The sequence below is a fragment of the Modestobacter sp. VKM Ac-2984 genome (assembly GCF_026967985.1).
Classification (GTDB): Bacteria; Actinomycetota; Actinomycetes; order Mycobacteriales; family Geodermatophilaceae; genus Modestobacter.
The window spans coordinates 122,530-146,158 of the sequence record NZ_JAPVBJ010000011.1 but is presented as its reverse complement, the minus strand read 5'-3'; the positions used below and the strand labels follow the sequence as shown (position 1 = coordinate 146,158).

The window sequence follows — 23,629 nt, the reverse complement described above, 5'->3', positions numbered from 1 at the left end:
GTGGACGCGACCTTCACCGCGGAGCTGTTCGAGTGGCGCGGCCCGGCGCCGTTCCACTGGCTGCCCCTGCCCGCGGACGTGTGCGACCGCATCAGGGCCGAGGCCACCGTGGCGAGCTACGGCTGGGGTGCGGTCCCCGTGCGCGTGCGGATCGGCGCCACCGAGTGGGAGACGTCGCTGCTGCCGCGCGCCGGCGGCTACCTGCTGCCGGTGAAGCAGCACGTCCGCGCCCAGGAGCACGTGGACGACGGCGACACGGTGACGGTCGCGCTACGCGTTGCCTCTCGTGGCGGTCGGGCCGCCAACGGGAGCGGCCCGACCATCTGAGGCGGGATCAGGGAAGCGTGATGACGACCTTGCCGCGCACGTGCCCGCCGGCCACCAGCCGCTGGGCGTCGGCCGTCTGGGCCAGCGGGAACGCCTTGGCGACCGCCACCCGCAGCTGCCCGGCGTCGGCCATCCGGCCGAGCTCCTCCAGGTCGTGCCGCTCGGGACGGACGAAGACGTACCGGCCGCCGAGGTCGAGCACCACCGGGTCGACGACGCTGGCGATCCGCTTCGGGTCGCGCACCTGGTCCGGGGCGTCGCCGAGCGCAGGCCCGCCGACCAGGTCCAGGACGGCGTCCACCGGCTCGGACAGCTGGGCGGAGATCGGACCGGCGTCGTAGTCGAGCACCTCGGCGGCGCCGGCATCCCGCAGGAAGCCGTGGTTGCGCGGGCTGGCGGTGCCGATGACGTGCGCGCCGAGCGCGGCGGCGATCTGCACGGCGAAGAAGCCGACCCCGCCGGCGGCCCGGTGCACCAGCACCCGGTCGCCCTCGCCGACGTCGAGCGCCTCGGTGAGCGCCTGGTAGGCGGTCAGCCCGGCCAGCGGCAGCGCAGCGGCCTCGGTGAACCCGAGCGAGTCGGGCTTGTGCGCGATGCAGCGCTGCGGGGCGGGGACGAGCTCGGCCGCCGTCCCCCACTGGACGTCGTCCCGGCGCACGTACCCGAAGACCTCGTCGCCGGGGGCGAAGTCGACCACCGCCGGCCCGACCTGCTCCACGACGCCGGCCAGGTCCCAGCCCGGCACGATCGGGAAGTGGTGCGGGTAGAAGCCGGCCAGGCCACCCTCCCGGATGCCCATGTCGACCGGGTTCACCCCGGCCGCGCGGGTGCGGACCAGCACCGTGTCCGGCCCCACCGGGGGCTCGGGCAGGTCGTCACGCAACTGCAGGACCGATTCGTCGCCGAACCGGTCGTAGGCGATGCCGCGCATGGAGGTCAGCGCCGTCCCTTCACGTAGCGGCCGAAGGCGCGTTCCATCTCCCGGCGGGAGTCACGCTCGGCCAGATCCTGGCGCTTGTCGTAGCTCTTCTTGCCCTTGGCCAGCGCGAGGGTGGCCTTGACCTTGCCGTCCTTGAAGTACAGGTCCAGCGGGACGAGCGTGAGCCCGCCCTCCTTGGTCTTGCCGATGAGCTTCTCGATCTCGGCTCGGTGCATGAGGATCTTGCGCTTGCGGCGCGGGGCGTGGTTGGTCCACGTGCCCTCGGTGTACTCGGGGATGTGCACGTGCTGCAGCCACACCTCGCCGTCGTCGACGCTGGCGAAGCCGTCGACGAGGGAGGCGCGGCCGGCACGCAGGCTCTTCACCTCGGTGCCGGTCAGCACCAGGCCCACCTCGTAGGTGTCCAGGATCGAGTAGTCGTGCCGCGCCTTCTTGTTCTGGGCGATGAACTTGCGCCCCTGTTCCCGCGGCATGAGGCCAGGTTACCCAGGGGCCGCAACCGATCATGGCGCCCGACCCCCGAGGGGACCAGGCGCCATGGCCGGTGCGGGACGACCGCTACAGGCGGACGTAGAGCCGCAGCGTCACGTAGGCGGCGACGGCGGCCAGGCCCACCCCGGCGGCGGCGATGATCGGCGAGATCGCGATGATCGCCGACCAGTCGACCGGCGGGATGATGCCCGCCTTGATCGGCCCGGCGAGCGTCTTGTCGACGAACAGGATCTTGGTCAGCACCAGGCCGCCGATGGCCAGCAGCGCACCGATCAGACCGGCGAGCGCCGCCTCCAGGATGAACGGCAGCTGGGTGTACCAGCGGGAGGCGCCGACCAGCCGCATGATGTTGGTCTCGTTGCGTCTGTTGAAGGCCGCGAGCTGGATCGTGTTGGAGATCAGCAGCAACGCGGCCAGGGCTTGCACGAGGGCCACCGCGAGGGTGCCGTTGCGTGCGCCGTTGAGCAGGCTGAACAGCCGGTCCAGGAAGTCGCCCTCGTCGCGGACCTCGTCGACGCCGGCCGCCCCGTTCGGGAACTGCTCGGCGATGACCGGGTACCGCTCGGGGTTGACCAGCTCGACGCGGAAGCTCTCCGGGAGCGCGTCCTCCGGGGTGTTGGCGATCAGCGCCGGCTGTTCCTGGAACTGCTGGGTGAAGCGCTGGTAGGCCTCGGCGCGGGTCTCGTAGATGTAGTCCTGCACCTCGGGTGAGGCGTCCAGCTGCGCGGCGATCGAGTCACGCTGTTCGTCCGTGACGTCGTCGGCGAGGTAGATCGAGACCTGGATCTTGTCGTAGTAGATCTCACGCATGTCGCCGATCATGTTGGCGATCAGCAGGCCGGTGCCCATGAGGCCCAGCGAGATCCCGGTGGTCAGGATCATCGCGACCGTCATGGTCAGGTTCCGACGCAGCCCGGCAGCCACCTCGGAGAGGACGAAGTTGACGCGCATCAGTTCCCTGTCGTGTTCTGCGGTCCGGCGGTCATCGGCTGGTCAGCGACCCGCACCTCAACGACCCACGCCGTAGACGCCGCGGCTCTGGTCGCGGCTGACGACGCCGTCGGTCAGCTCGATCACGCGGCGCCGCATCGAGTCGACGATGTGGTAGTCGTGCGTGGCCATGACCACGGTGGTGCCGGTGCGGTTGATCCGCTCCAGCAGCAGCATGATGTCCTGGCTCGTCTCCGGGTCCAGGTTGCCGGTGGGCTCGTCGGCCAGCAGCACCAGCGGCCGGTTCACGAACGCCCGGGCGATCGCCACCCGCTGCTGCTCACCACCGGAGAGCTCGTTGGGCAGCCGGTTCTCCTTGCCGTCCAGGCCGACCATCTCCAGCACCTCGGGCACGACCCGCTTGATCGTGCGCTGGGGCTTGTTGATCACCTCGAGGGCGAAGGCGACGTTCTCGGCGACCGTCTTGTTGCGCAGCAGCCGGAAGTCCTGGAAGACGCAGCCCATGGTGCGGCGGAGCTTGGGCACCTGCCACTTGCTCATCGTGTTCAGGTTCTTGTCGTTGACCGTGATGACGCCCTTGGTGGGGCTGTCCTCCTTCAGCAGCAGCCGCAGGAAGGTCGACTTGCCCGAACCCGACGAACCGATGAGGAAGACGAACTCCCCCTTGTCGATCTGCATCGAGACGTCGTCCAGAGCCGGCCGAGGACTGGTCGGGTAGATCTTGGAGACGTGTTGCAATTCGATCACGAGGGGCCACGGTACCTGTCCGGCGCCGGTGGATGATCCGTTCGCCCGGCGCGTCCCGCAACCTCATGGACGGACAGTGAGCAACGGACGGCCCGGCCACGGTCGCGGTCACCCTGCGTGCCGTCGGGCCGGGTCCGACTGTGGCCGGTCTCTCCCCCGCGCCCCGACCGCGGCCGGCTAGTCGAGCTCGGCCGTCTCCTGCTGCCGGCGCCACCGGATCCCGGCCTCGATGAAGGCGTCGATCTCTCCGTCGAGGACGTTGCTCGGGTTGCCCGTCTCGACCTCGGTCCGCAGGTCCTTGACCATCTGGTACGGGTGCAGCACGTAGGAGCGCATCTGGTTGCCCCAGCTGCTGCCCTCGCCCTTGAGCGCGTCCATCTGGGCCCGCTCCTCCTGCTTCCGGACCACCAGCAGCCGGGCCTGCAGCACCCGCAGGGCAGCCGCCCGGTTCTGGATCTGGGACTTCTCGTTCTGGCAGGAGACGACGATGCCGGTCGGGATGTGGGTCATCCGGACGGCGGAGTCGGTCGTGTTGACGCTCTGCCCACCGGGGCCGGAGGAGCGGAAGACGTCGACCCGGATCTCGTTCTCCGGGATGTCGACGTGGTCGGTCTGCTCGACGACCGGCAGCACCTCGACGCCGGCGAAGGAGGTCTGCCGGCGGCCCTGGTTGTCGAACGGGGAGATGCGCACCAGCCGGTGGGTGCCCTGCTCGACCGAGAGCGTGCCGTAGGCGTAGGGGTGCTTGACGGCGAAGGTCGCCGACTTGATGCCGGCCTCCTCGGCGTAGGAGACGTCGTAGACCTCGGTGGGGTACTTGTGCCGCTCGGCCCAGCGCAGGTACATCCGCATCAGCATCTCGGCGAAGTCGGCGGCGTCCACTCCCCCGGCCTCCGAGCGGATGGTCACCAGCGCCTCGCGCTCGTCGTACTCCCCGGAGAGCAGCGTGCGCACCTCGAGCTCGTCGAGCACGGTGCGGATGCTCGCCAGCTCCCGCTCGGTCTCGGCGGTGGTGGCCTCGTCGCCCTCCTCGGCCGCCATCTCGTGCATCAGCCCGACGTCGTCGAGGCGGCTGCGCAGCTCCTCCACCCGGCGCAGGTCACCCTGCAGGTAGGACAGCCGCGAGGTCACCGCCTGGGCGGCCTCGACGTCGTTCCAGAGGTCGGGTGCGGAGGCCTTCTGCTCGAGTTCGGCCACCTCCCGACGCAGGTCATCGACCCGCATCACGGCCTCGATGGACTTCAAGGTCGTGTCGAGTTCGTCCAGGACGACGGAGAAGTCAGCGGCCACGTCGATCCAGGGTAGTGCGCCGCACCACCGGGTACCTCCGGCGGCATGAGCACGTCCCCGCCGGACGACCGGCGCACCCCCGACGACCTGACCGAGTACGAGCGCGACCACTTCCCGCACGGGATCCCCGAGTCCCAGCCCAGGTACCAGGAAGGCGGCGCAGGGAACGCCCGCAGCGCGCTGACCCTGCGGCTGGCGTTGGCGACCTTCGGCCTGGTGGTGTGCGCCGTCCTGGCGGTGCTGGCCTTCCTCGCCGACGTCCCGCTGGTCCTCCCGATCGCCGTGACCGTGCTGGCGGTGATCGCACTGGTCGACCTGGTGGTCGTGGCCCGCCGCAAGCTGCGCGGCGAACCGGGCTGACCGCGCGCGGGTGCCGGCCGCCAGAGCTCAGGCGCTGTGCGGGCGCGTGCGGAGTGCGCGGCGGGCAGCCCGCCGGATGGCCAGCCAGTCGGCGACCTCGACGGCCGGCATGGGGCGGGCGATGTGGAAGCCCTGCGCATGGGTGCAGCCCATCGCGCTGACCAGCGCGAGCTGATCGGCGGTCTCCACGCCCTCGGCGAGGCTGCGCATGCCGCAGGCGGTGGCGAGCCCGACCACGGCGGCGATCGCCGCCGCGGACTCGCTGCGCCGCACCTCGATGCCGGCGATGAGGCTGCGGTCCAGCTTGAGGATGCCGGCCGGGATCGACACCAGCTGGCTCAACGAGGAGAAGCCGCTGCCGAAGTCGTCGATGCACACCTCCACCCCGGTGACGCGCAGCTGGGCGAACTGGGCCGCAGCCCGCAGTGGGTCTTCCGCGACGCTGGTCTCGGTCAGCTCGAGCACCAGCCGCTCCGGCGCGAGCCCCGCGGCCTCGAGGGCGTCGTGGACGTCGGCGACGAGGGTGCCGGTGGCGAAGTGCGCGGCGCTGATGTTCACCCCGGTGACCAGCGTGAGGCCGGCCCGGTCCCAGGCCGCGGCCTGCCGGGTCGCCTCGGCCAGCACCCACCGGGTCAGCTGGACGACGACCCCGGTCTGCTCGGCCAGGGGGATGAAGTCGCAGGGCATCAGCAGGCCGCGCTCGGGGTGCTGCCAGCGGACCAGGGCCTCCACCCCGGAGACCTCGCCGCTGGGCAGGTGCAGCACCGGCTGGTAGTGCAGCACCAGCTGGTCGGACTCGATCGCCGCCCGCAGCTCGGCGGCCACCAGCACCTTCTGCTCGACGGCGCTGCGCAGCTCGGGGCTGAACACCCGCACCCGGTTGCGGCCGGCCGCCTTCGCCGCGTACATCGCCAGGTCGGCGTCCCGGACCAGGTCGGTGGAGCGCAGCCCGGGGTCGTCGCCGGGCGCGGTGGCCACGCCGATGCTCACGGTCAGCCGGGTGACGCGCTCGCCGAGGTCGAACGGCTCGTCGAAGGTGCTCTGGAAGCGCTCGGCCAGCGCCAGGGCGCCGTCGACGTCGCAGTCGCGGCACAGCACGACGAACTCGTCGCCGCCGAGGCGGCCGACGGTGTCCTGGGCCCGGGTGCGACTGGTCAGCCGGGTGGCCAGCTCGCGGAGCAGGTGGTCGCCGATCTCGTGGCCGAGGGTGTCGTTGACGTCCTTGAAGCCGTCGACGTCCAGGAACAGCACGGTGACCGGGCCGCGGTCGGCGCGGCGCAGCTCGGCGGAGATCAGGTCGTGCAGGTGGGCCCGGTTGGGCAGGTCGGTGAGGTGGTCGTGCCGGGCCTGCCAGGACGACGCCCGCTCGGCCTCGACCCGGGAGGTCACGTCGGTGTGGGTGACCACGACCCGGCCGGACCGGTCGGCGCGGGAGGCTTGCAGGTGGTACCAGCGCACCCCGGTCGCCGTGGCCAGGGCGTAGTCGGCCGAGACCGAGGTCCGGGCACCGGCGGACAGCTCACGCAGGTGGTCGATGCGCTCCCGGTTGGTCACGTCGTCGGACAGGCTCAGCATCACCGCGAAGTAGTTGCCGCCCACGCCGACCCGCAGGCGGTCGTCGTCGAGCAGGTCGCCGGCGGCCTGCCAGGCGGAGTTGACCAGCAGCATCGTGCCGTCGGCGTCGATCAGGACCGTCGGTGAGGGCAGGGCGTCCAGCACGCCGGCCACCAGCCCGGCCTGCGCCTGCTCACCGTCGTCCCGCTGACCGACGTCGATCGGCAACTGCGGGGCACTCCTCGCTCGCGGCACGCCCACCTCCTGTGCTCGTTCGTCGCGGAGCCTCTCGTGCACACTCCCGGGCCGTTCCTGCCCCCTCGAGACCATCGACAACGGTGGTCACAGCTGGAGACCCGCCACGCCGGTCGACCCAAGAAGAGTGAACACCGGCAGCTCCCCGACGGCGTGTCCCGGCCGCCGGATCGACGCCGGTGTGCGTGTCGGCCGGGTGTAGACCTGCCGACGCTCCGGGTAGGGCGACGCCATGAGCGAATCAACGACGATCGAGCTCGGCGGCGAGGAGTACCTGGTGCGGCGGGAGGGCGACACCCTCAAGCTGGGCCGCGAGGTGGGCGGGGACACGACCTGGCTGGACGACGTCGACGTGCGCCAGCTCCCCGCGCCGGCCCAGGAGGCCCTCGACCGCGGCGAGCACGACGACCAGACCCTGCAGACCGCACTGCTCGGCGTCGTCCAGGCCGAGGCCAACCGAGGCGGCTGACCGACGGCGCGATCACCCTCCGCCGCTGACCAGATCCGGTGTGCGATCTCGGCGGTGGAGGGGGACGCTGGTGTCCTGAGGGCCACCGTCGTCCCTCGGGCCAGGAGGTCGATCCGCATGACCGTTCGGTACCGCTGCGACCGGTGCGCCGAGGTGTCCGACTCCGCCGGCGCCGTCGGCTGGGTGCAGGTGCAGCCGCTGGGCGCGCACCCGCTGCTGCCGGAGGAGCCCACCCACCTGTGCCGGCTCTGCTGGGCCCGCACGACGGCCGGGGAGCCGGTGCGGGTCGGGCCGGGGGGCGAGGAGATGCCGCAGGTCAGCGAGCACGCCCAGAACCGCGACACGCTCCAGTGATCCACCCTGGGGCCAGAGGTCCCTGGACGAGGGACCTCTGGCCTCAGGTGTCCGGCTCCCGCGCTCCCTGGCGTCCGGATCGGGCGCCGAACACGGCGCCCAGGTCATCGGCCGGCACGGCCGACGTCTCAGGGAGCCCGCATGAGCGTGTCCGTCGAACAGCGCCCCCACCGCCCGGCTGACGAGGAGCCCAGGCCTGCGCCCACGAAGCCCGGGCTCGGCGACCGCAACTGGGCGCTGTGCCTGGCGTGCTCGTCGCCACCGTCCTGGTCTTCGCCGCGATGATCGCGATCACCGCACTGGCCGGCGGGGACGGCTTCCCGAGCTGAGCCTCTCGGTTCACCCCTGGCTGGCGAGCGCGTCCGCCGGCGGGACCCGCAGGGCGGACCTGGTCGGCAGCTCGATGGCCAGGAACGCAATGCCGATGACGACCAGCGCCGTGACCGGCAGCAGCCAGCCGGGCCCCGACGGCCACGGACGGTCGAGGAAGCCCAGGCCCAGCAGCGCCAGCGGCACCGCGGAGACCAGCACCCCGGCCGTGACCGCCGCACCGGAGACCAGCGCCGCCTCGCGTCGCATCATGGTGCGCACCTGCCGCGGCGTGGTGCCGGTCAGCCGCAGGGTGGCGATCTCACCGCGCCGCTGGGCGGTGGCCGCGACCAGCGCGTTGGCGATGCCCAGCAGCAGGTAGCCCAGCAGCACGCCGATGACCGCCAGGTTGATCCAGACCTCCGGCGGCGCGGCCGGGCGGTCGCCGGCGACCCCGCCGTCGGACACCGTCACGCCGGGCCGGTCGGTCAGCCCGGCGAGCGCCCGGTCGGTCGCCGGGTCGCCGTCGGTGCGCACCAGCAGGCTGTCGGCCAGCCCGCCGGTGGTGTGCCCCGCGGCCAGGTCGGCCGAGAGGACGACGGAACCGAAGCCCAGTTCGCGGTCGTGGACGGCGACCACCCGGGCCTCGACCGCTGCGCCGTCCCCGAGGGTGAGCTGCACCTGGTCGCCCACGCCGACGCCCCGGGCGCTGGCAGCGCTGCGGCCCACGGCGACGGTCGCCCCGGTCAGGTCGGCCAGGTCGCCGGCGCGGATGTCGAGGTCGAGCACGCCCGCCCCGGCCGGGGGCAGCACCAGCGCGGGTCCGGCGGACAGCTCCTCCTCGCCCAGCACGCGCAGCGGCCAGAGCACCGTCGTGGAGCTGACCGGCGCGACCGCCTCCACCCCGGGGACGGCCCTGACGTCCTCGACGAGCCCGGCGGGGATGCCGCCCAGCGCCGGGGCGGTGACGGTCGTGTCGGCGAGGGTGCCCGCCCGGGCCTCCTCCGCCGTCGCGTCTATCACGGTGGTCTGGGCGAACGTGTAGGTGAGCGCGACGACGACCGCCATCGCCAGCGTGGTGACCGCCCCGGCCGAGCGCAGCGCGTAGCCGTGCAGGTTGGCCACCGCCAGCCAGGCAGGCGCCGAGGTGCCGGCCGGCAGCCGGCGGGCGAGGCGGCCGGTGACCCGGCGGAGCAGGAGGGGTCCGGCCAGCGCCAGGCCGATGGCGGCGACGATGCCGGCCAGCGAGGTGGACGCCGCCCCGATCGGCGACTGCACCAGCAGTGGCGGCACCGAGAGCGGCACGGCGGCGGCGATGAGCAGCAGGCCGGCGCGGTGCCGGCCGGGCGAGGGGGTGCGCGGGCCGGTCCGGGAGTCCGCGAGCAGCTGGGTCACCGGCTCGCGGCTGGTGCGCCAGGCGGCGCAGCGGGCGGCGACCTGGACGACACCGACCAGCAGCCCGGCGGCGGCCAGCGCCGGGAGCGGGCTGATGGTCAGCGGCAGCGCATCGGGGAGCACCCCGACGTGCACCAGCAGCCGACGGAACTGCCCGGCCAGCAGGTGGCCGAGGGCGATGCCCGGGACGAGCGCGACCGCCGCGACCACGGTTGCCTGCCCGGCGACGAGCCGGCGCAGCTGCCGGGGGGTGGTGCCGACGGCGCGGAGCAGCGCCAGTTCCCGGCGCTGGCCGCCGATCGACACGGCCAGCGCCCCGGCGACGACGAACCCGACGATCAGCAGCGGCACGCCCATCAGGGAGGAGGCCAGCACCACCAGCAGCGACCGGGCCGCGGCCGCCTCGGGGAGGGCGACGTCGCCCCGGGCGTCACCGGTGCTGACGATCGTGCCGGCGGGCAGCAGCGGACCGACGGCGTCGGCGACCGTGTCGACGTCCCCGGTCACCTGGAGGCCGATCAGGTCGACGGTGCCGGACCGCCCGGTCAGCTGCGCCGCCCGGTCGTCGGCGACGAGGACGCCCGCACCGGCCGGGACCACGGCGGTGACCCGGGCGTCGGACGGGCGGCCGGCCAGCACCACCCGCACCGGGTCGCCGGGGGCCACTCCGGCCGCAGCGGCGATCGCGGTGTCGACGGCGACGTCCCGCGGGCCGGTCGGCGGGGTGCCGGTGACCGTCGGGTCGTCGAGCAGGCCGACCGACGACCAGCCGTGCCCGGCGGTCGCCGGGTCGGCGGTGACGACGGGGTCCCCCGCGGCGTCGAGGACGGCGGCCGGGAAGCTGACGTCGGGCACGGCTGCCTGTACCCCGGGCAGCTGCGCCAGCTCGTCGGCCAGCGCGGCGGGCACGCTCCCCCGTTCGGGCAGGGCGACGGCGACGTCGGCGCTGGGCTGCACCGTCTGGTCGGCGGAGACGACCACCTCGGCGCCGGCGAGCCGGTCGACGGGCAGGTGGGAGCGCAGCCCGGACTCGGCCAGCACGCCGGTGCCGGTGACGATCGCCGCCCCGCCGAGCACCGCGACGAAGACGGCGAGGGACGCGGTGAGCCGGGTGCGGGCCAGCCGCAGGGCGAGGGCGAGCACCGCTCAGCCCTCGCGCAGCGCGACGAGGAGCGTGGCCAGGTCGGCGGCGGCCGGGTGCACGAGGGTGTCGACGACCCGGCCGTCGGCCATCACCAGCGCCCGGTCGGCGCGGGCGGCGGCGGCCGGGTCGTGGGTGACCAGCACGACCGTCTGGCCCAGGTCGTCGACCAGCGCACGGAGCAGGCCGAGCACCTCGGCGGCGCTGTGCAGGTCCAGGGCGCCGGTGGGCTCGTCGGCGAAGACGACGGCGGGCCGGGCGACCAGGGCCCGGGCGATCGCGGCGCGCTGCTGCTGACCGCCGGAGAGCTCGGTCGGCCGGTGGTCCAGCCGGTCGCCCAGGCCCACCCGGTCGACCAGGTACTGCACCCACTCCCGGTCCAGCGGCTTCCCGGCCAGCCGCAGCGGGAGGGTGATGTTCTCCGCCACGGTGAGCGCCGGCAGCAGGTTGTAGGCCTGGAAGACGAAGCCGATCCGGTCGCGGCGCAGCTCGGTGCGGCGGGTCTCGTCCAGCCCGCCGATCCCGGTGCCGTCGAGGAGGACGTCGCCGCTGGTCGGGGTGTCCAGACCGGCGGCGATCTGCAGCAGGGTGCTCTTGCCCGAGCCGGAGGGGCCCATGACGGCGAGGAAGCTGCCGCCGGGCACCTCGACCGTGACGTCGTCCAGGGCGCGGACGCCGTGGGGGTGGGTCTTGGTCACGTGGGTGAGCGCGACGGCGGCGGTGGTCGTCGGGGCGAGGACGGTGCTCATCGCTGCCGGACGTGCAGGCTGATCAGCGTGATGGCGCTGACGGCGGTCAGCAGGCCGAAGCCGATGCTGACCGCGAGCGGGACGGCGCTGAACGAGGTGACGCTGTTCCCGGCGATGCTGACCACCAGCACGATCCACAGCAGCGTGCGCAGCGGCCGGGCCGGCTCCTGTGCGCGGCTGCGGTCGACGGGCTGGGCGGTGGGCGCGGGGTCCAGGCGGTACGGATCGGGCACGGGGGGCTCCTCGGTCGGTCTGGTGTCCCGTCCGATGCTGGCCGGGCGGAGGCTGGTCTCCGATCCCCTGACCTGGTCTCTTGCGGTACAGCAGGCGCTACCTCGGGCCCCGGGCTCGGTCGCCGGTGTGACGAGCCATCGCACGATCAACGTCCCATCGCAGTCTGATCGTCATGTTCCTGCGGCAGGCTGCTGCGCATGACGGCGAGCCTCTCCACGATCGGAACCGACCTCACCGCCACCCACGTGGCCTCCACGGAGCACGACCCGCGCAGCAGCGACCAGGTCACCCATGCCGTCGCCCGCCCGGTCGTCGACGGTCTCGACCAGTCGGTCTGTGGCGTGCTGGTGTCCGCCGTCGCCGACCAGGACTGGAAGACCTTCCCGGGCACCGACCGCTGCCCGGAGTGCACCCGCATCGCCGGCTGACGTCCTTCAGCGCCGCCGGTGTGCGCTCACCGGGGTGTCGACGCAGCTGCGACCCCGGTGAACGCACGACGGCGGCCGGGTCAGCGGGGCTCGTGGAGGCGGCCTGACGCCAGGTGGAGTCTGCGGGTGAGGGCGAGCTCTGCCAGGAAGCGCTCGTCGTGGCTGACGACCACGAACGCGCCCCGGTAGGCCGCCAACGCACTCACCAGCTGGGCGACGCTGACCAGGTCGAGGTTGTTCGTCGGTTCGTCGAGCAGCAGCAGCTGCGGTGCCGGTTCGGCGTGCAGCATGCACGCCAGCGTCGCCCGCAGCCGCTCACCACCCGAGAGCGCCCGGACCGGCAGGTGCGCCCGGCTGCCGCGGAACAGGTACCGGGCCAGCAGGTTCATCCGGTCCGCCGCCGACATCGTGGGTGACGTGTCCGCGAGCGCCTCGGCCACGGTGCGGTCGGGGTCGAGCAGGTCCAGCCGCTGGGAGAGATGGGCGACCCGTCCCTCGGCCCGCCGGAGCTCCCCGGCGTCGGGTGTGAGGTCGCCGGTCACCAGCCGCAGCAGGGACGACTTCCCGGCCCCGTTCCCACCGGTCAGCGCGATCCGCTCCGGGCCGCGGATGGTGAGGTCGACGCCGCCCTCGGCGAACAGCGCCCGCTCCCCCAGCCGCAGCTGCAGCCCCTCGCCGGCGAACACGGTCCGCCCGGCCGGCACCGCGGTGCCCGGAAGATCGAGCACGATCGCCTGGTCGTCGCGCAGCGCCCGCTCGGCCTCCTGCAGCCGGGTCCGGGCGCCGTCGAGTCGGTCGGCGTGCACGTCGTCGGCCCGGCCCGCCGACTCCTGCGCCCGCCGCTTCAGCTTGCCGATGACGATCTTCGGCAGGCCGGCGTCCTGGACGGTGCGGGCGGCGTTGCCCGACTTCCGCTGCGCGCGCTCCCGGGCCAGCTGCCGCTCCCGCTTCTCCCGTTTGACCTGCTGCTCGGCCGTGCGCACGTCCCGCTCCACCGCCTCATGCTCGGCCCGAACGGCGGCCTCCCAGTCGGTGAAGCCCCCGCCGTAGGTGCGCAGCTCGCCCCGGTCGAGCTCGGCGATGCGGTCCATCCGGTCGAGCAGCGCCCGGTCGTGGCTGACCACCAGCAGGCAGCCGGCGAAGTCGTCGAGCGCGGTGTACAGGGTGCGTCGCGCGTCGCCGTCCAGGTTGTTGGTCGGCTCGTCGAGCAGCAGGACGTCGGGGCGCGTCAGCAACTGCGCGGCCAGGCCGAGGGTGACGACCTGCCCGCCACTGAGGGTGTCGAGCCGGCGGTCCAGGGCGACGTCGCCGAGGCCCAGCCGGTCGAGCTGGGCGCGGGTGCGCTCCTCGACGTCCCAGTCGGTGCCGATGGTGGCGAAGTGCGCCTCGGCGGCGTCACCGGACTCGATGGCGGCCAGGGCGGCGAGCACGGGCGCGACGCCGAGCACCTCGGCGACGGTCAGGTCGCCGGCCAGCGGCAGCGACTGGGGCAGGTACCCGAGGACCCCGTCGACCGTGACCGTGCCCGCGGCGGACCGGAGCTCGCCGGCGATCAGCTTGAGCAGGGTGCTCTTGCCTGCGCCGTTGGGCGCGACGAGGCCGGTGCGGCCGGCGCCGACGGCGCAGGAGAAGCCGGCGAGGACGGGGGTGCCGTCGGGCCAGGCGAAGGACAGGGCGGAGCAGACGACGGAGGCGTCGGGCATGGCAGGACCTCTGCAGGGACGCGGGCGCGGTGACGGCCCGACGGTGGACGAGGACGACGGAGGCCACGGCGGCTGCGCGCGCCTGCCGGGCACATCCCGGGGTTCACCCGGAGATGTCGCCGCTGCCACCCATGTCGTTGCTCCCTGGTCGAGGACTGCTGCCCGGCACGCTAGTCACCGGCGGGCCGGGCCGTCACGCCGATTTCGGCCCCGCCCTGGCCGGCGGGACAGCCACGTGCAGGTGACCACGGCGCGCCCGCGGCAGCCATCTCCTTCCGCCCGGCTTCGTCCCACTTCTGCTTTGCATCTGACACAAGTGGCCCTAGGTTGTGGCGCACGCCACAGTCGCGTCTTCGCCGCCCCAGCCAGCGGGCGGCCTCCCGCGGCGGTGTCGTGTGCCCACGTGACCAGCCAAGGGGGAAACCGTGAAGTTGCCGATCGGCCTGCGGGCCGTGCTCGTCGCCGTCCTGTCCGCGTTGCTGTTCGTCGGCGTCGCCGGAACGGCGAGCGCCGCCCCACCGACGAAGGACGCAGCGGCTGCGGAGTGCGCCGAGCGTGGCGTGCCGCTGAGCAAGATCTCGATCCAGCTCTACACGTTCGCCGACCACCTCAGCAGTGGTCCCGACGAGCAGGCGCGCCACGAGGAGGTGCTGCGCCGGCTGGCCGAGATGGGCTACCGGAACGTCGAGCCGTACACGCTGAGCGGCTGGACCGCCGAGGAGTACGCGGCCCTCCTGGACGAGTACGGCCTGAAGGCGTCAGCCCGGCACGTCGACGTGGACTCCCCCGCCAACCCCGCGGACATCGAGCAGATCATCGAGGACAACCGCACCCTCGGCATCACGTACTTCGGCTCCGGCAGCACCGCGGGCGCCCCGTGGATCGGCGAGCTCACCACCGAGGCCGACTGGATCGCCTACGCCGAGTACCTCGACGCCGTCGGTGAGCAGGCGCGCAAGGCCGGCCAGACGCTGTTCATCCACAACCACGACTTCGAGTTCACCACCGTCTTCGGCGACCGCACCGCCTTCGACATCCTCATGCAGCACACCCAGAAGAAGAACGTCGTCTCCCAGCTCGACCTGTACTGGGTCGCCTACGCCGGCCTCGACCCGGTCGACGTCGTCGAGGAGTACGGCAAGCGGATCCAGCTGCTCCACGTCAAGGACCTCAACCCGGAGCTGGACAACCGGATCGAGATCGTGGGCCGCGGGTCCCTCGACTTCCCGGCGATCTTCGATGCCGCCCACCGCGTCCGCTACTACGTCGTCGAGCACGACCCGCGCTTCGGCGACCCGACGTTCGACCCCTTCGAGGCCGCACAGGTGGGCTTGGACCACCTCACCTCCGTCACCTACTGAGGCAGCACCAACCCGCAGGGGCGGTCCCGGTCAGCCGGGGCCGCCCCTGCGGGTGTGTCCGACTGGCCCACCGCCGCAGGGTCAGTCCGCCGACCGCTGCCGACCGGCCGCCGGCGCGTCATAGTGGTGCATGACCTGGGCCACCCGCGCCGCGGCCGCCGGACTCTCCGCCCTCGCCGGGGTCGCCGCCCGCGACCTCCTCCAGCGCGAGCACACCCTGCTGCGCAACTTCCCCGTGCTCGGCCGCGCTCGCTACCTGCTGGAGTCGATCGGCCCCGAGCTGCGCCAGTACCTGGTGGCCGCCAACAACGACGAGCGGCCGTTCACCCGCGACCAGCGGCGCTGGGTCTACGCGTCGGCGAAGAAGGAGAACAACTACTTCGGCTTCGGCACCGACAACGATCTCGAGTTCACCGCCGGCTACCCGGTGATCAACCACCGCACCTTCGGCCACGCCGTCCCGACCACCACCGTGCAGGCCGGGTACGAGTCCCCGCTCCCCAGCGCCAAGGTGCTCGGCGCCGCCCGCGGCCGGACCCACGCGTTCCGGCCGCAGTCGGTGGTCAACATCTCCGCGATGAGCTTCGGCTCGCTGTCCGGCAACGCGGTCGAAGCGTTCAACCGCGGCGCCGCGCTCGCCGGCTGCCTGCACAACACCGGCGAGGGTGGCATCTCCCGGCACCACCGGCACGGCGGTGAGCTGGTGTTCCAGCTCGGGACGGCGTACTTCGGCTGCCGCGACGAGCACGGCCGTTTCGACCTGGCCCGGCTCAAGGACCTCGTCGCCTCCGCCCCCGTCCGCGCCCTGGAGATCAAGCTCAGCCAGGGCGCCAAGCCCGGCCTCGGGGGTGTGCTGCCGGCGGCCAAGGTCTCCGCCGAGATCGCCGCGAGCCGCGGGGTCCCGGAGGGCGTGGACTGCATCAGCCCGTCCCGGCACGCCGAGTTCACCGACACCGACAGCCTGCTCGACTGGGTGGAGCTGCTGGCCGCCGAGACCGGGTTGCCGGTCGGCATCAAGTCCGCGGTGGGCGACATGGGGTTCTGGCAGGAGCTCACCGACCTGATGGCCACCACCGGCCGCGGCGTGGACTTCGTGACCATCGACGGCGGCGAGGGCGGCACCGGTGCGGCGCCGCTGATCTTCACCGACTCCGTCTCGCTGCCCTTCCAGCTGGGCTTCGCCCGGGTCTACTCCACCTTCGCCCGGGCCGGGCTGCACGAGCAGGTCACCTTCATCGGCGGCGGCAAGCTCGGCCTGCCCGACAACGCCGTCATCGCCTTCGCCCTCGGCTGCGACCTGGTCAACGTCGCCCGCGAGGCGATGCTGGCGATCGGCTGCATCCAGGCGCAGAAGTGCCACACCGACACCTGCCCCACCGGCGTCGCCACCCAGAACGCCTGGCTCGCCCACGGCCTCGACCCCGCGCTGAAGTCGGTTCGGGCGGGCACCTACATCCAGACACTCCGGCGCGACCTGATCAGGGTCGCCGAGGCCTGCGGCGTGGAGCACCCCGGGCTCATCGACACCTCGGCGGTCGAGATCCTCACCGGACGCACCGCCTCGCGCCCGCTGTCGGAGGTCTACGAGTACGAGCCGACCTGGGGACTCCCCTCGGCGGCCGATCGCGCCGAGATCGTCCGACTGATGACCGATCAGGCACCGCAGGGCGGCGGCGCTCCCCCGTCCCCCACCGCCGTCGACTGAGCCCGGGCAGCTGTCCGACTTCTGCTTTGTGTCTGACACAAGTCCCGCTACGTCGTGACGCACAGCACACCTCGGTGCGGGGCTCACGCCGCCAGACAGCGGGTGGCCGCCCGGCGATGTCGTCTGCCCACGTCACGCTCAGAGGGGGACCCATGAAGGTGCCGATCGGTCTGCGGGCCGTGCTCGTAGCCGTCCTGTCCACACTGCTGTTCGTCGGCCTCGCCGGCTCAGCGAGCGCCGCTCCGCCCACGAAGGCCCCGGCTTCCGCCGAGTGCGCCGATCGGGGCGTGCCGCTCAGCAAGATCTCGATCCAGCTCTACACGTTCGCCGACTACATCGGCGACGACGCCGGAGCGCAGGCGCGCCACGAGGAGGTCCTGCGCCGGCTGTCCGAGATGGGCTATCACAACGTGGAGCCGTACACCCTGAGCGGCTGGACCGCTGAGGAGTACGCGGCCCTCCTGGACGAGTACGGCCTCAAGGCGTCAGTCCGACACGTCGACGTGGGCTCCCCCGCCGACCCCGCGGACATCGAGCAGATCCTCGCGGACAACCGCACCCTCGGCATCGAGTACTTCGGCTCCGGCAGCACTGCGGGCGCCCCGTGGATCGGAGAGCTCGCGACCGAGGCCGACTGGATCGCCTACGCCGAGTACCTCGACGCCGTCGGTGAGCAGGCGCGCAAGGCCGGCCAGACGCTGATGATCCACAACCACGACTTCGAGTTCACCACCGTCTTCGGCGACCGCACCGCCTTCGACATCCTGATGCAGCACACCCAGAAGAAGAACGTGGTCTCCCAGCTCGACCTGTACTGGGTCGCCTACGCCGGCCTCGACCCGGTCGACGTCGTCGAGGAGTACGGCAAGCGGATCAAGCTGTTCCACGTCAAGGACCTCAACCCGGCCCTGGACAACCGCATCGAGATCGTCGGCCGCGGCTCCCTCGACTTCCCGGCGATCTTCGCGGCCGCCGGCGGGAGCATCCGCTACTTCGTCGTCGAGCACGACCCGCGCTTCGGCGACCCGACGTTCGACCCCTTCGAGGCCGCACAGGCCGGCCTCGACTACCTCACCTCCGTGACCTACTGAGGTAGCAGCACCTCCGCAGGGGCGGTCCCGGTCAGCCGGGGCCGCCCCTCGCGCGTGTCCGCGGGGTTGTGCGCCGATCGTCGGTTCGCCGGGTCGGGACCGATGATGAGCGCACAACGGCGGATCGGTCAGCCGTCGACGTAGCGGTCGCGTTCGACGAGGAACTGGCCGGTGGCGGTGTTGGCGTCGATGAACTCCGGCAGCAGCGGGATCCGCACCGTCACCGTCACGCACACCGAGAACTCCTCCCCCGGCACCAACGACGGCGCATAGCCGCCCGCCGCCTCACAGCCCGAGCCGGCCGGCGCATACGCCAGGACGACGTCGGTCGCCTCCACCGACTGGTCGGCCACCGCGATCGCCACCGCCGCCTCCGCCCGTGCCTGCCCGGTCGCCACGTCCGGCGCCATGGCGATCGCCCGCCCGGCCTCCCGCGCCGCCGCGTTGGCCGCGAACACACCGCGCTGGACGGCGGAGGACCCGGCCACGATGTAGACCAGCGGCAGGAACACCACCAGCGCGATGAACACGAACTCCACGATCGCCGACCCCCGCTCGGGGCCGCCCAGCCGCGCACGGATCCAGGTCACGGTGTCTCCGCCACCGAGCGCCCGGTCGCCGACAGCGGCAACAGGTCACCCAGTGGGCCGAACAAGCTCGGCACCGCACCGACACAGCGGACGACGACCAGCGTCAACCCGCTGTCGTCGACCTCCTGCACCGACTCGCACGCCAGCCCCGCCGCCGTCCCCGTCGAGGTCGCCTGCCCGACGATCTCCAGCGTCCGGGCCGCGCCGGCCTCGGTGGGCACGCCGGCGTTGGCCGCATACCGGGCCCCCTGCTGGGCGCTGGCCACCACCACGTTGCGCAGGTGCACGTAGACCGCCACCTGCAACACAGCCAGCAGCAGCGCCACGATCAGCACGCCGACGAGCACGAAGTCGACGACCGCACTGCCCCGCTCGCCGTCGTCGCTCAGTCGCTCAGGGCGCACTCGTCACGGACTCCAGCGCGTTCGACACCGCCTCCACGATCGCCGCGCGGAAGGGCACGAGGATCGCCAGCACCAGGGCTGCGGTCATCACCGTGATCATCACCCAGCCCGGGACGTCGCCCCGCTCGGGATCGTCCTCCCGCAGCCGGGCCGCCAGCGCAGCCAGCGCGGTCAGAAGGAACGCGTAAGCACGCATCCGTGGTCCTCTCTGTCGGTCACCGGCGTCACTGCGCCAGCGAGACGATGCTGATCAGCCCCGGGTACAGGGCGAACAGAACGGTGACGGGCAGCACCAGGAACACGACCGGGATCATCATCGCGATCTCCTTGCGCCCGCCTGCTTCCAGCAGCCGGCGCTTGCCGGCCTCCCGGACGTCGGCGGCCTGGGCCCGCAGCACCTCGGCCAGCGGGGTGCCGCGCTCGATGGCCACGATCAGGCCGTCGACGAACCGGGCCAGCGGGTCGAGAGAGGTGCGGTCGGCCAGCTGCTGCAGCGCGTCGACCAGCGGCACCCCGGCGCGGGCCCGGGCCAGCGTGGCGCCCAGTTCCCGGGCCAGCTCGCCGCCGGACAGCCGGGTCACCCGGGCGATCGCCGCGGTCGGGCTCTCCCCCGCGGTCACGGCCAGCGCGAGGAGCTCGGCGACCACCGGGAACTCGGCCAGCAGCAGCTCCTCCCGCCGCTGCACCTGCTGGGTCAGCCACCAGTCGCGGCCGAGCACCCCGCCGACCAGGCCGGCCACGCACAGCAGCACGACCGACAGCAGGTTCACCGACCCGGCCAGCGCCGAACCGGCGGCGGCCAGGACGGCGGCGCCCAACAGCCCGAGCCCGCCCCACACGACCTGCTCGATCCGGAAGTCCTCGACGGTCGTGTCGGCGTTCAGCGCGTCGAGCCGCCGCCGCACCGCCACCCGGCCACCGAGCAGCCGGTCGACGTGCCGGGCGCCGTCGGCCAGCACCGGGCCGAACACCCGCCGGGCAGCGCTGAGCACCCCGGGCTGGGTGGCCGTGCCCAGCAGCCGGGACGGCGCCGGGCTGTCGTGCACGTAGGGCGCGAGCCGGTCGACCAGCCGCACCTGCCGGAACGGCGGGGAGAAGCTCACCGCCAGCAGCACGCCGGAGGCCGCGACCAGCCCGAGCAGCATGCCGGTCAGCCCGGCGCTCACGACGACATCACGCCGCTCCGCGGCCCGTTCGCTCCGCTCCTCACTCGCTGGCGCTCGCTACGATGCTCACTCACTGGAGCACCCGCACGTCCTCGGGCAGCCGCCCGATCTTGAGCATCAGCCGGTAGGCCAGCAGGCACACCCCGCCGCCGATGAGCAGCAGCGCCGTCCCGACCGGGCTGTCGTACGCGGTGAGGGTCTGCTGCTGGGTGGCGAGCAGGAGCAGCACCACCCAGGGCGCGGCGACGGCCAGCCGGGCCGCCTGGATGACCCACCCCTGCCGGGTCTCCAGCTCTGCGCGGGCCCGGGCATCCTCGCGGAGGAAGGCGGCCAGCGTGCGCAGCACCCGGCCCAGGTCGCTGCCACCCACCTCCCGGGCCACCCGCAGCGTCTCCACGATCCGGTCGCCCACCGGGTCGGCCAGGTCGTCCTTCAACCGGTCGAGGGCGTCGCTGAACCGGCCGCTGGACCGATGGTCGGCGGCGAACCGGGCGAAGGAGCCCCGCAGCACCTCCGGGCCCCGGACGGCGAGCGCCGACAACGCCTCCGGCAGCGAGAGCCCGGCCCGGACCGCCGACGCCAGGTTGTCCACGACCTCCGGCCAGACCTCCCGCAGGTCCGCTCGGCGCTTGGCGGCCAGCCGGCGCACGAGCAGGTACGGCACCGCCGAGCCGAAGACGCCGAACGCCAGGCTGATCGTCACCGTCTGGGTGGTCAGCAGCACCAGCAGGAGCGCGGCGACGCCGAGGGCGACCTGGAGAGCGAGCAACTGGGCGGAGTTGATCCCGGTGAGCCCGGCGGCGGCCAGCAGCTGCTGACGCCGTCCCGGCCGGGACGTGCCCGCCCGCCGGACCGGCGCGCGTGCGCCGCTGCGCCAGATGAGCAGCAGCCCGACACCGAGGGCCAGCCCGAGCAGGCCGCCGGGCACGCTCATGCGGTCCGCCGATCCGCCGGGTCACCCAGCAGCGCGGCCAGGTCGAAGCCGTGGGCGGCGTAGCGGTCGGCGTGCGGCGGGTACCCGTCGGCGCGCACCAGCCGGCCGTCGCGGGTGGTGAAGACGTCGGCGGTCTCGACGACGCTGCCCTCGGTCCGGCCGGACAGCGCCACCACCTCGCGCAGCCGGCGTGCGCCGCTGGGCTCGGTGCCCACGTGCACCACCAGGTCGACGCTGGAGGCCACGGTCGGGACGACGAAGGCGTGCCCGATGTTCTCCCCCGCCAGCAGCGGCAAGGTGCACATCTTGACCACGGCCTCGCGCGCACTGTTGGCGTGCAGGGTGCACATGCCCGGAAGTCCGGAGTTGAGTGCGATCAGCAGGTCCAGGCACTCCTCCTGGCGCACCTCCCCGACGACCAGCCGGGAGGGCCGCATCCGCAGCGCCTCCTTCACCAGCCGGCGCAGCGGGATCTCCCCGGCGCCCTCGAGGTTCGCCTGCCGGGTCTGCATCGCCACGACGTCGGGCAGCGGCACCCGCAACTCGAAGACCTCTTCGCATGTCACGACCCGCTCGCGGGCCGGCACCGCCGCGCAGAGGCAGTTCAGCATCGTGGTCTTGCCGGCCTGCGTTCCACCGGAGACCAGGATGTTCAGCCCGGCGGCGACCGAGGCCTCCAGGAAGCGGGCCACCTGCGCGGTCAGCGTGCCCAGCGCCACCAGCTCGTCGAGGGAGTGCGCCTGCAGCACGAACTTCCGGATGTTGACCGCCATGTGCCGGCGGGTCACGTCCGGGATCACGACGTGCAGCCGCGACCCGTCGGGCAGCATCGCGTCCACGAACGGGGTGGACATGTCGATCCGCCGACCCGAGCTGCGCAGCATCCGCTCGACCAGGTCCGCCAGCTGACCGGCACCCAGGATCGTCGTGGTCAGCTCACTGCGACCGCGGCGGGCGACGAACACCCGGCCCGGCTCGTTGACCCAGATCTCCTCGACCTCCGGGTCGTCCAGCCACCGCTGCAACGGCCCGTAGCCGGCCACCCGGTCCAGCACGTCGCGGACGAGGCCCTCCGGGTCACCCGCCGGCGGCAGCGTGGAGGACAGCGAGCGCTCGGAGTAGTCGGCGACCACGTCCCGCACCAGCATCCGCACCGGACCGGGATCGCTGAACGGGTCCAGGCCCCGGCGGCGGATCAGCTCACGGACCTCACCGTCGACGAGTTCGACGGCGGTACTCGCCACCGGCACGACACCCCCGTTGAGCAGCCACTTGGTCGGATTGAGTCCAGTGACTGTAAGGGGACGATCACGTCTCGCGGGGAGCCCTGTGGACGAAGAGTGACCGCTCCGCCGCAGGGTTCACCCGTTCAGGCGACGCCTTCCGCCAGGCTCGCCACGTGCCGGCGTCCCTGCCGCCCGCGCGGGCTAGCGCCTGCGCCTCTTGACCACCTTGCGGCGCGTGGCCACCGCGAACGTGAGGAACGCCAGCACCACCAGTGCGGCGAGGATCAGGACGACGATCAACCAGGTGCCCACAGGACCACCTCCGTCGGGTAGACGTCCCAGCATCCCAGCGAACCGGCCTCGTGGGGAGCGCCCATCGCGGCGGCCGCCCGAGCTGACACGTGCCGACGCCGTCGCGGGACACCGCCATCCGCCGTACTTCCAGTCGCTGTATCCATGACGCCTGGCCTTTCCCCTCTCGTCGGTGACGTCCGCTCGGCTGCAGGAGCCGGCCCCGCTGGTGGGCCTCGCGTACCACCCTTCCGGCTCACTACGGTGCAGGCCAGAAATCGAACCCATCGACACCGCGAGCTCGTTCGTCGATGGGTTCACATCGGGACTCACACGCGACCGCGCGACCGCGCGATCGGCGAGGGATGAGGGCAGATGAACCGGTACGCGAAAGTGATCCTGACCGCGCTGATCGCGATCGCGACGGTCGTGACCCCGGGCGCCAGCACAGCCCAGGCGGTGGAGCGGACGGTGACCTACACCGTCTCCGCGCGTGGTGCGGTCGCCGGCGATCTCGGCCAGTTCTCCGCGGTGGCGGCCGAAACGCTCGCTGACTACCGCGGCTGGAGCCTCGGCGGGACCCTCGCGTTCGAGCAGGTCCCCTCCGGCGCCGACTTCGACCTCGTCCTCGCCTCCCCCGCCGTGGTCGGGAACGCAGCTCCCGGCTGCAGCAGCACGTGGAGCTGCCGGGTCGGTCGAACCGTCTACATCAACGACGAGCGGTGGCGCCTGGGCACGAGTTCCTGGACGCTCGGGCTCCCGCTGTACCAGCAGTACGTGATCCTGCACGAGGTCGGGCACTGGCTCGGGCTCGGCCACCGGGACTGTCCGAGCGGGGGCCAGACGGCCCCGGTGATGCAGCAGCAGTCCATCTCGCTGCAGGGCTGCCTGGCCAACGTCTGGCCGCTCATCGCCGAACGGGCGCAGGCCGCGAGCAACCAGGGCGTGTCGGTGAACTGGTCGGCCATCGAGCTGCTGTACCGGTCGCTGGGCCAGGCCGACGGAGCACTCGGCCCCCCGGTGACCTGGGAGAAGCCGACTCCGGACCAGGTCGGCCAGTTCCAGCACTACGCCGGCAGCGGCGGTGCCTCGATCTACTGGACCCCCGACACCGGAGCCCACGAGGTCTACGGCGCCATCCGAAGCCGCTGGACAGACCTCGA

Annotated in this window: 25 protein-coding genes; 9 read left to right on the top strand and 16 right to left on the bottom strand. The window is 72.9% G+C overall.

Going from position 1 to position 23,629, the window contains the following annotated elements:
• Entirely contained in the window at positions 1–327 is a 327-nt protein-coding gene (locus O2W16_RS20230; protein ID WP_269160632.1) for a DUF1905 domain-containing protein, read from the top strand.
• Positions 328–334: 7 nt separating this feature from the next.
• On the opposite strand, the gene O2W16_RS20225 is transcribed toward O2W16_RS20230, so the two are convergent.
• From O2W16_RS20225 to prfB, 5 genes are all read right to left on the bottom strand, one after another.
• A complete protein-coding gene (locus O2W16_RS20225) occupies positions 335–1,258 on the bottom strand; it encodes an NADP-dependent oxidoreductase (RefSeq protein WP_269160631.1) in 924 nt (307 codons plus the stop codon).
• Between the two features lie 5 nt (positions 1,259–1,263).
• The gene (gene smpB / locus O2W16_RS20220; protein WP_269160630.1) at positions 1,264–1,740 is read right to left on the bottom strand and encodes an SsrA-binding protein SmpB; all 477 of its coding nucleotides are present in this window, start codon (positions 1,738–1,740) and stop codon (positions 1,264–1,266) included.
• An 85-nt stretch (positions 1,741–1,825) separates the two neighbouring features.
• Entirely contained in the window at positions 1,826–2,710 is an 885-nt protein-coding gene (gene ftsX, locus O2W16_RS20215) for a permease-like cell division protein FtsX (protein WP_269160629.1), read from the bottom strand.
• Between the two features lie 57 nt (positions 2,711–2,767).
• Positions 2,768–3,457, bottom strand: a complete 690-nt coding sequence (gene ftsE / locus O2W16_RS20210; RefSeq protein ID WP_269160628.1) for a cell division ATP-binding protein FtsE — start codon at positions 3,455–3,457, stop codon at positions 2,768–2,770.
• 177 nt (positions 3,458–3,634) lie between these two features.
• The gene (gene prfB / locus O2W16_RS20205) at positions 3,635–4,747 is read right to left on the bottom strand and encodes a peptide chain release factor 2 (RefSeq protein WP_269160627.1); all 1,113 of its coding nucleotides are present in this window, start codon (positions 4,745–4,747) and stop codon (positions 3,635–3,637) included.
• 45 nt (positions 4,748–4,792) lie between these two features.
• On the opposite strand from prfB, the gene O2W16_RS20200 reads away from it, so the two are divergent.
• On the top strand, positions 4,793–5,107 hold the full coding sequence (locus O2W16_RS20200) for a DUF6343 family protein (RefSeq protein WP_269160626.1): 315 nt from the start codon (positions 4,793–4,795) through the stop codon (positions 5,105–5,107).
• 27 nt (positions 5,108–5,134) lie between these two features.
• On the opposite strand, the gene O2W16_RS20195 is transcribed toward O2W16_RS20200, so the two are convergent.
• Positions 5,135–6,916: a putative bifunctional diguanylate cyclase/phosphodiesterase gene (locus O2W16_RS20195; RefSeq protein ID WP_269160625.1), complete on the bottom strand. Its 1,782-nt coding sequence runs from the start codon at positions 6,914–6,916 to the stop codon at positions 5,135–5,137.
• Between the two features lie 232 nt (positions 6,917–7,148).
• Here O2W16_RS20195 and O2W16_RS20190 point away from each other — a divergent pair, with 232 nt between their 5' ends.
• A complete protein-coding gene (locus tag O2W16_RS20190) occupies positions 7,149–7,385 on the top strand; it encodes a hypothetical protein (RefSeq protein ID WP_269160624.1) in 237 nt (78 codons plus the stop codon).
• A 117-nt stretch (positions 7,386–7,502) separates the two neighbouring features.
• Positions 7,503–7,739, top strand: coding sequence for a hypothetical protein (locus tag O2W16_RS20185; protein ID WP_269160623.1), 237 nt, complete (start codon positions 7,503–7,505; stop codon positions 7,737–7,739).
• A gap of 339 nt (positions 7,740–8,078) precedes the next feature.
• Here O2W16_RS20185 and O2W16_RS20180 read toward each other — a convergent pair whose 3' ends face one another.
• From O2W16_RS20180 to O2W16_RS20170, 3 genes are read right to left on the bottom strand one after another with little or no spacing between them, the layout of a single operon-like run.
• Positions 8,079–10,586: an ABC transporter permease gene (locus O2W16_RS20180; protein WP_269160622.1), complete on the bottom strand. Its 2,508-nt coding sequence runs from the start codon at positions 10,584–10,586 to the stop codon at positions 8,079–8,081.
• Positions 10,587–10,589: 3 nt separating this feature from the next.
• On the bottom strand, positions 10,590–11,333 hold the full coding sequence (locus tag O2W16_RS20175; RefSeq protein ID WP_269160621.1) for an ABC transporter ATP-binding protein: 744 nt from the start codon (positions 11,331–11,333) through the stop codon (positions 10,590–10,592).
• Entirely contained in the window at positions 11,330–11,566 is a 237-nt protein-coding gene (locus O2W16_RS20170; RefSeq protein WP_269160620.1) for a hypothetical protein, read from the bottom strand. Before O2W16_RS20170 ends, O2W16_RS20175 begins: the two co-directional genes overlap by 4 nt.
• Positions 11,567–11,764: 198 nt before the next feature.
• Here O2W16_RS20170 and O2W16_RS20165 point away from each other — a divergent pair, with 198 nt between their 5' ends.
• On the top strand, positions 11,765–11,995 hold the full coding sequence (locus tag O2W16_RS20165; protein WP_269160619.1) for a hypothetical protein: 231 nt from the start codon (positions 11,765–11,767) through the stop codon (positions 11,993–11,995).
• A gap of 80 nt (positions 11,996–12,075) precedes the next feature.
• Here O2W16_RS20165 and O2W16_RS20160 read toward each other — a convergent pair whose 3' ends face one another.
• Entirely contained in the window at positions 12,076–13,698 is a 1,623-nt protein-coding gene (locus O2W16_RS20160) for an ABC-F family ATP-binding cassette domain-containing protein (protein ID WP_269160618.1), read from the bottom strand.
• 425 nt (positions 13,699–14,123) lie between these two features.
• Between O2W16_RS20160 and O2W16_RS20155 the strand changes: the two genes are divergently transcribed.
• The 3 genes from O2W16_RS20155 to O2W16_RS20145 all read left to right on the top strand — a co-directional run bounded on the left by O2W16_RS20155 (position 14,124) and on the right by O2W16_RS20145 (position 17,855).
• Positions 14,124–15,059, top strand: a complete 936-nt coding sequence (locus tag O2W16_RS20155) for a sugar phosphate isomerase/epimerase family protein (RefSeq protein ID WP_269160617.1) — start codon at positions 14,124–14,126, stop codon at positions 15,057–15,059.
• Between the two features lie 130 nt (positions 15,060–15,189).
• Positions 15,190–16,764 (top strand): FMN-binding glutamate synthase family protein, encoded by a 1,575-nt coding sequence (locus O2W16_RS20150; protein WP_269160616.1) that lies wholly within the window; start codon positions 15,190–15,192, stop codon positions 16,762–16,764.
• Positions 16,765–16,916: 152 nt separating this feature from the next.
• Positions 16,917–17,855: a sugar phosphate isomerase/epimerase family protein gene (locus O2W16_RS20145; RefSeq protein ID WP_269160615.1), complete on the top strand. Its 939-nt coding sequence runs from the start codon at positions 16,917–16,919 to the stop codon at positions 17,853–17,855.
• A gap of 128 nt (positions 17,856–17,983) precedes the next feature.
• Here the strand turns inward: O2W16_RS20145 and O2W16_RS20140 are convergent, their stop codons facing one another.
• The 6 genes from O2W16_RS20140 to O2W16_RS20115 form a co-directional block, all read right to left on the bottom strand.
• Entirely contained in the window at positions 17,984–18,445 is a 462-nt protein-coding gene (locus O2W16_RS20140; protein WP_269160614.1) for a hypothetical protein, read from the bottom strand.
• Positions 18,442–18,849, bottom strand: a complete 408-nt coding sequence (locus tag O2W16_RS20135) for a TadE/TadG family type IV pilus assembly protein (protein WP_269160613.1) — start codon at positions 18,847–18,849, stop codon at positions 18,442–18,444. The genes O2W16_RS20140 and O2W16_RS20135 overlap by 4 nt, the downstream gene beginning before the upstream one ends.
• A complete protein-coding gene (locus O2W16_RS20130) occupies positions 18,839–19,045 on the bottom strand; it encodes a hypothetical protein (protein ID WP_269160612.1) in 207 nt (68 codons plus the stop codon). The genes O2W16_RS20135 and O2W16_RS20130 overlap by 11 nt, the downstream gene beginning before the upstream one ends.
• A 28-nt stretch (positions 19,046–19,073) precedes the next feature.
• Positions 19,074–20,015 carry a type II secretion system F family protein gene (locus O2W16_RS20125; RefSeq protein WP_269160611.1) on the bottom strand — a complete coding sequence of 314 codons (942 nt, stop codon included), beginning with the start codon at positions 20,013–20,015 and terminating at the stop codon, positions 19,074–19,076.
• 70 nt (positions 20,016–20,085) lie between these two features.
• On the bottom strand, positions 20,086–20,949 hold the full coding sequence (locus tag O2W16_RS20120; RefSeq protein ID WP_269160610.1) for a type II secretion system F family protein: 864 nt from the start codon (positions 20,947–20,949) through the stop codon (positions 20,086–20,088).
• Entirely contained in the window at positions 20,946–22,193 is a 1,248-nt protein-coding gene (locus tag O2W16_RS20115) for a CpaF family protein (protein ID WP_269160609.1), read from the bottom strand. The genes O2W16_RS20120 and O2W16_RS20115 overlap by 4 nt, the downstream gene beginning before the upstream one ends.
• Before the next feature lie 648 nt (positions 22,194–22,841).
• Here O2W16_RS20115 and O2W16_RS20110 point away from each other — a divergent pair.
• Positions 22,842–23,629, top strand: a 788-nt coding sequence (locus O2W16_RS20110; protein WP_269160608.1) for a DUF3152 domain-containing protein, incomplete at its 3' end; no start/stop codon positions are given.

Excerpts from the sequence above, each read along its gene's own strand:
- O2W16_RS20225 (WP_269160631.1), bottom strand. The coding sequence starts at position 1,258 with ATGCGCGGCATCGCCTACGACCGGTTCGGCGACGAATCGGTCCTGCAG.
- smpB (WP_269160630.1), bottom strand. The coding sequence starts at position 1,740 with ATGCCGCGGGAACAGGGGCGCAAGTTCATCGCCCAGAACAAGAAGGCG.
- ftsX (WP_269160629.1), bottom strand. The coding sequence starts at position 2,710 with ATGCGCGTCAACTTCGTCCTCTCCGAGGTGGCTGCCGGGCTGCGTCGG.
- O2W16_RS20200 (WP_269160626.1), top strand. The coding sequence starts at position 4,793 with ATGAGCACGTCCCCGCCGGACGACCGGCGCACCCCCGACGACCTGACC.
- O2W16_RS20190 (WP_269160624.1), top strand. The coding sequence starts at position 7,149 with ATGAGCGAATCAACGACGATCGAGCTCGGCGGCGAGGAGTACCTGGTG.
- O2W16_RS20185 (WP_269160623.1), top strand. The coding sequence starts at position 7,503 with ATGACCGTTCGGTACCGCTGCGACCGGTGCGCCGAGGTGTCCGACTCC.
- O2W16_RS20175 (WP_269160621.1), bottom strand. The coding sequence starts at position 11,333 with ATGAGCACCGTCCTCGCCCCGACGACCACCGCCGCCGTCGCGCTCACC.
- O2W16_RS20165 (WP_269160619.1), top strand. The coding sequence starts at position 11,765 with ATGACGGCGAGCCTCTCCACGATCGGAACCGACCTCACCGCCACCCAC.
- O2W16_RS20160 (WP_269160618.1), bottom strand. The coding sequence starts at position 13,698 with ATGCCCGACGCCTCCGTCGTCTGCTCCGCCCTGTCCTTCGCCTGGCCC.
- O2W16_RS20150 (WP_269160616.1), top strand. The coding sequence starts at position 15,190 with ATGACCTGGGCCACCCGCGCCGCGGCCGCCGGACTCTCCGCCCTCGCC.
- O2W16_RS20145 (WP_269160615.1), top strand. The coding sequence starts at position 16,917 with ATGAAGGTGCCGATCGGTCTGCGGGCCGTGCTCGTAGCCGTCCTGTCC.
- O2W16_RS20130 (WP_269160612.1), bottom strand. The coding sequence starts at position 19,045 with ATGCGTGCTTACGCGTTCCTTCTGACCGCGCTGGCTGCGCTGGCGGCC.
- O2W16_RS20120 (WP_269160610.1), bottom strand. The coding sequence starts at position 20,949 with ATGAGCGTGCCCGGCGGCCTGCTCGGGCTGGCCCTCGGTGTCGGGCTG.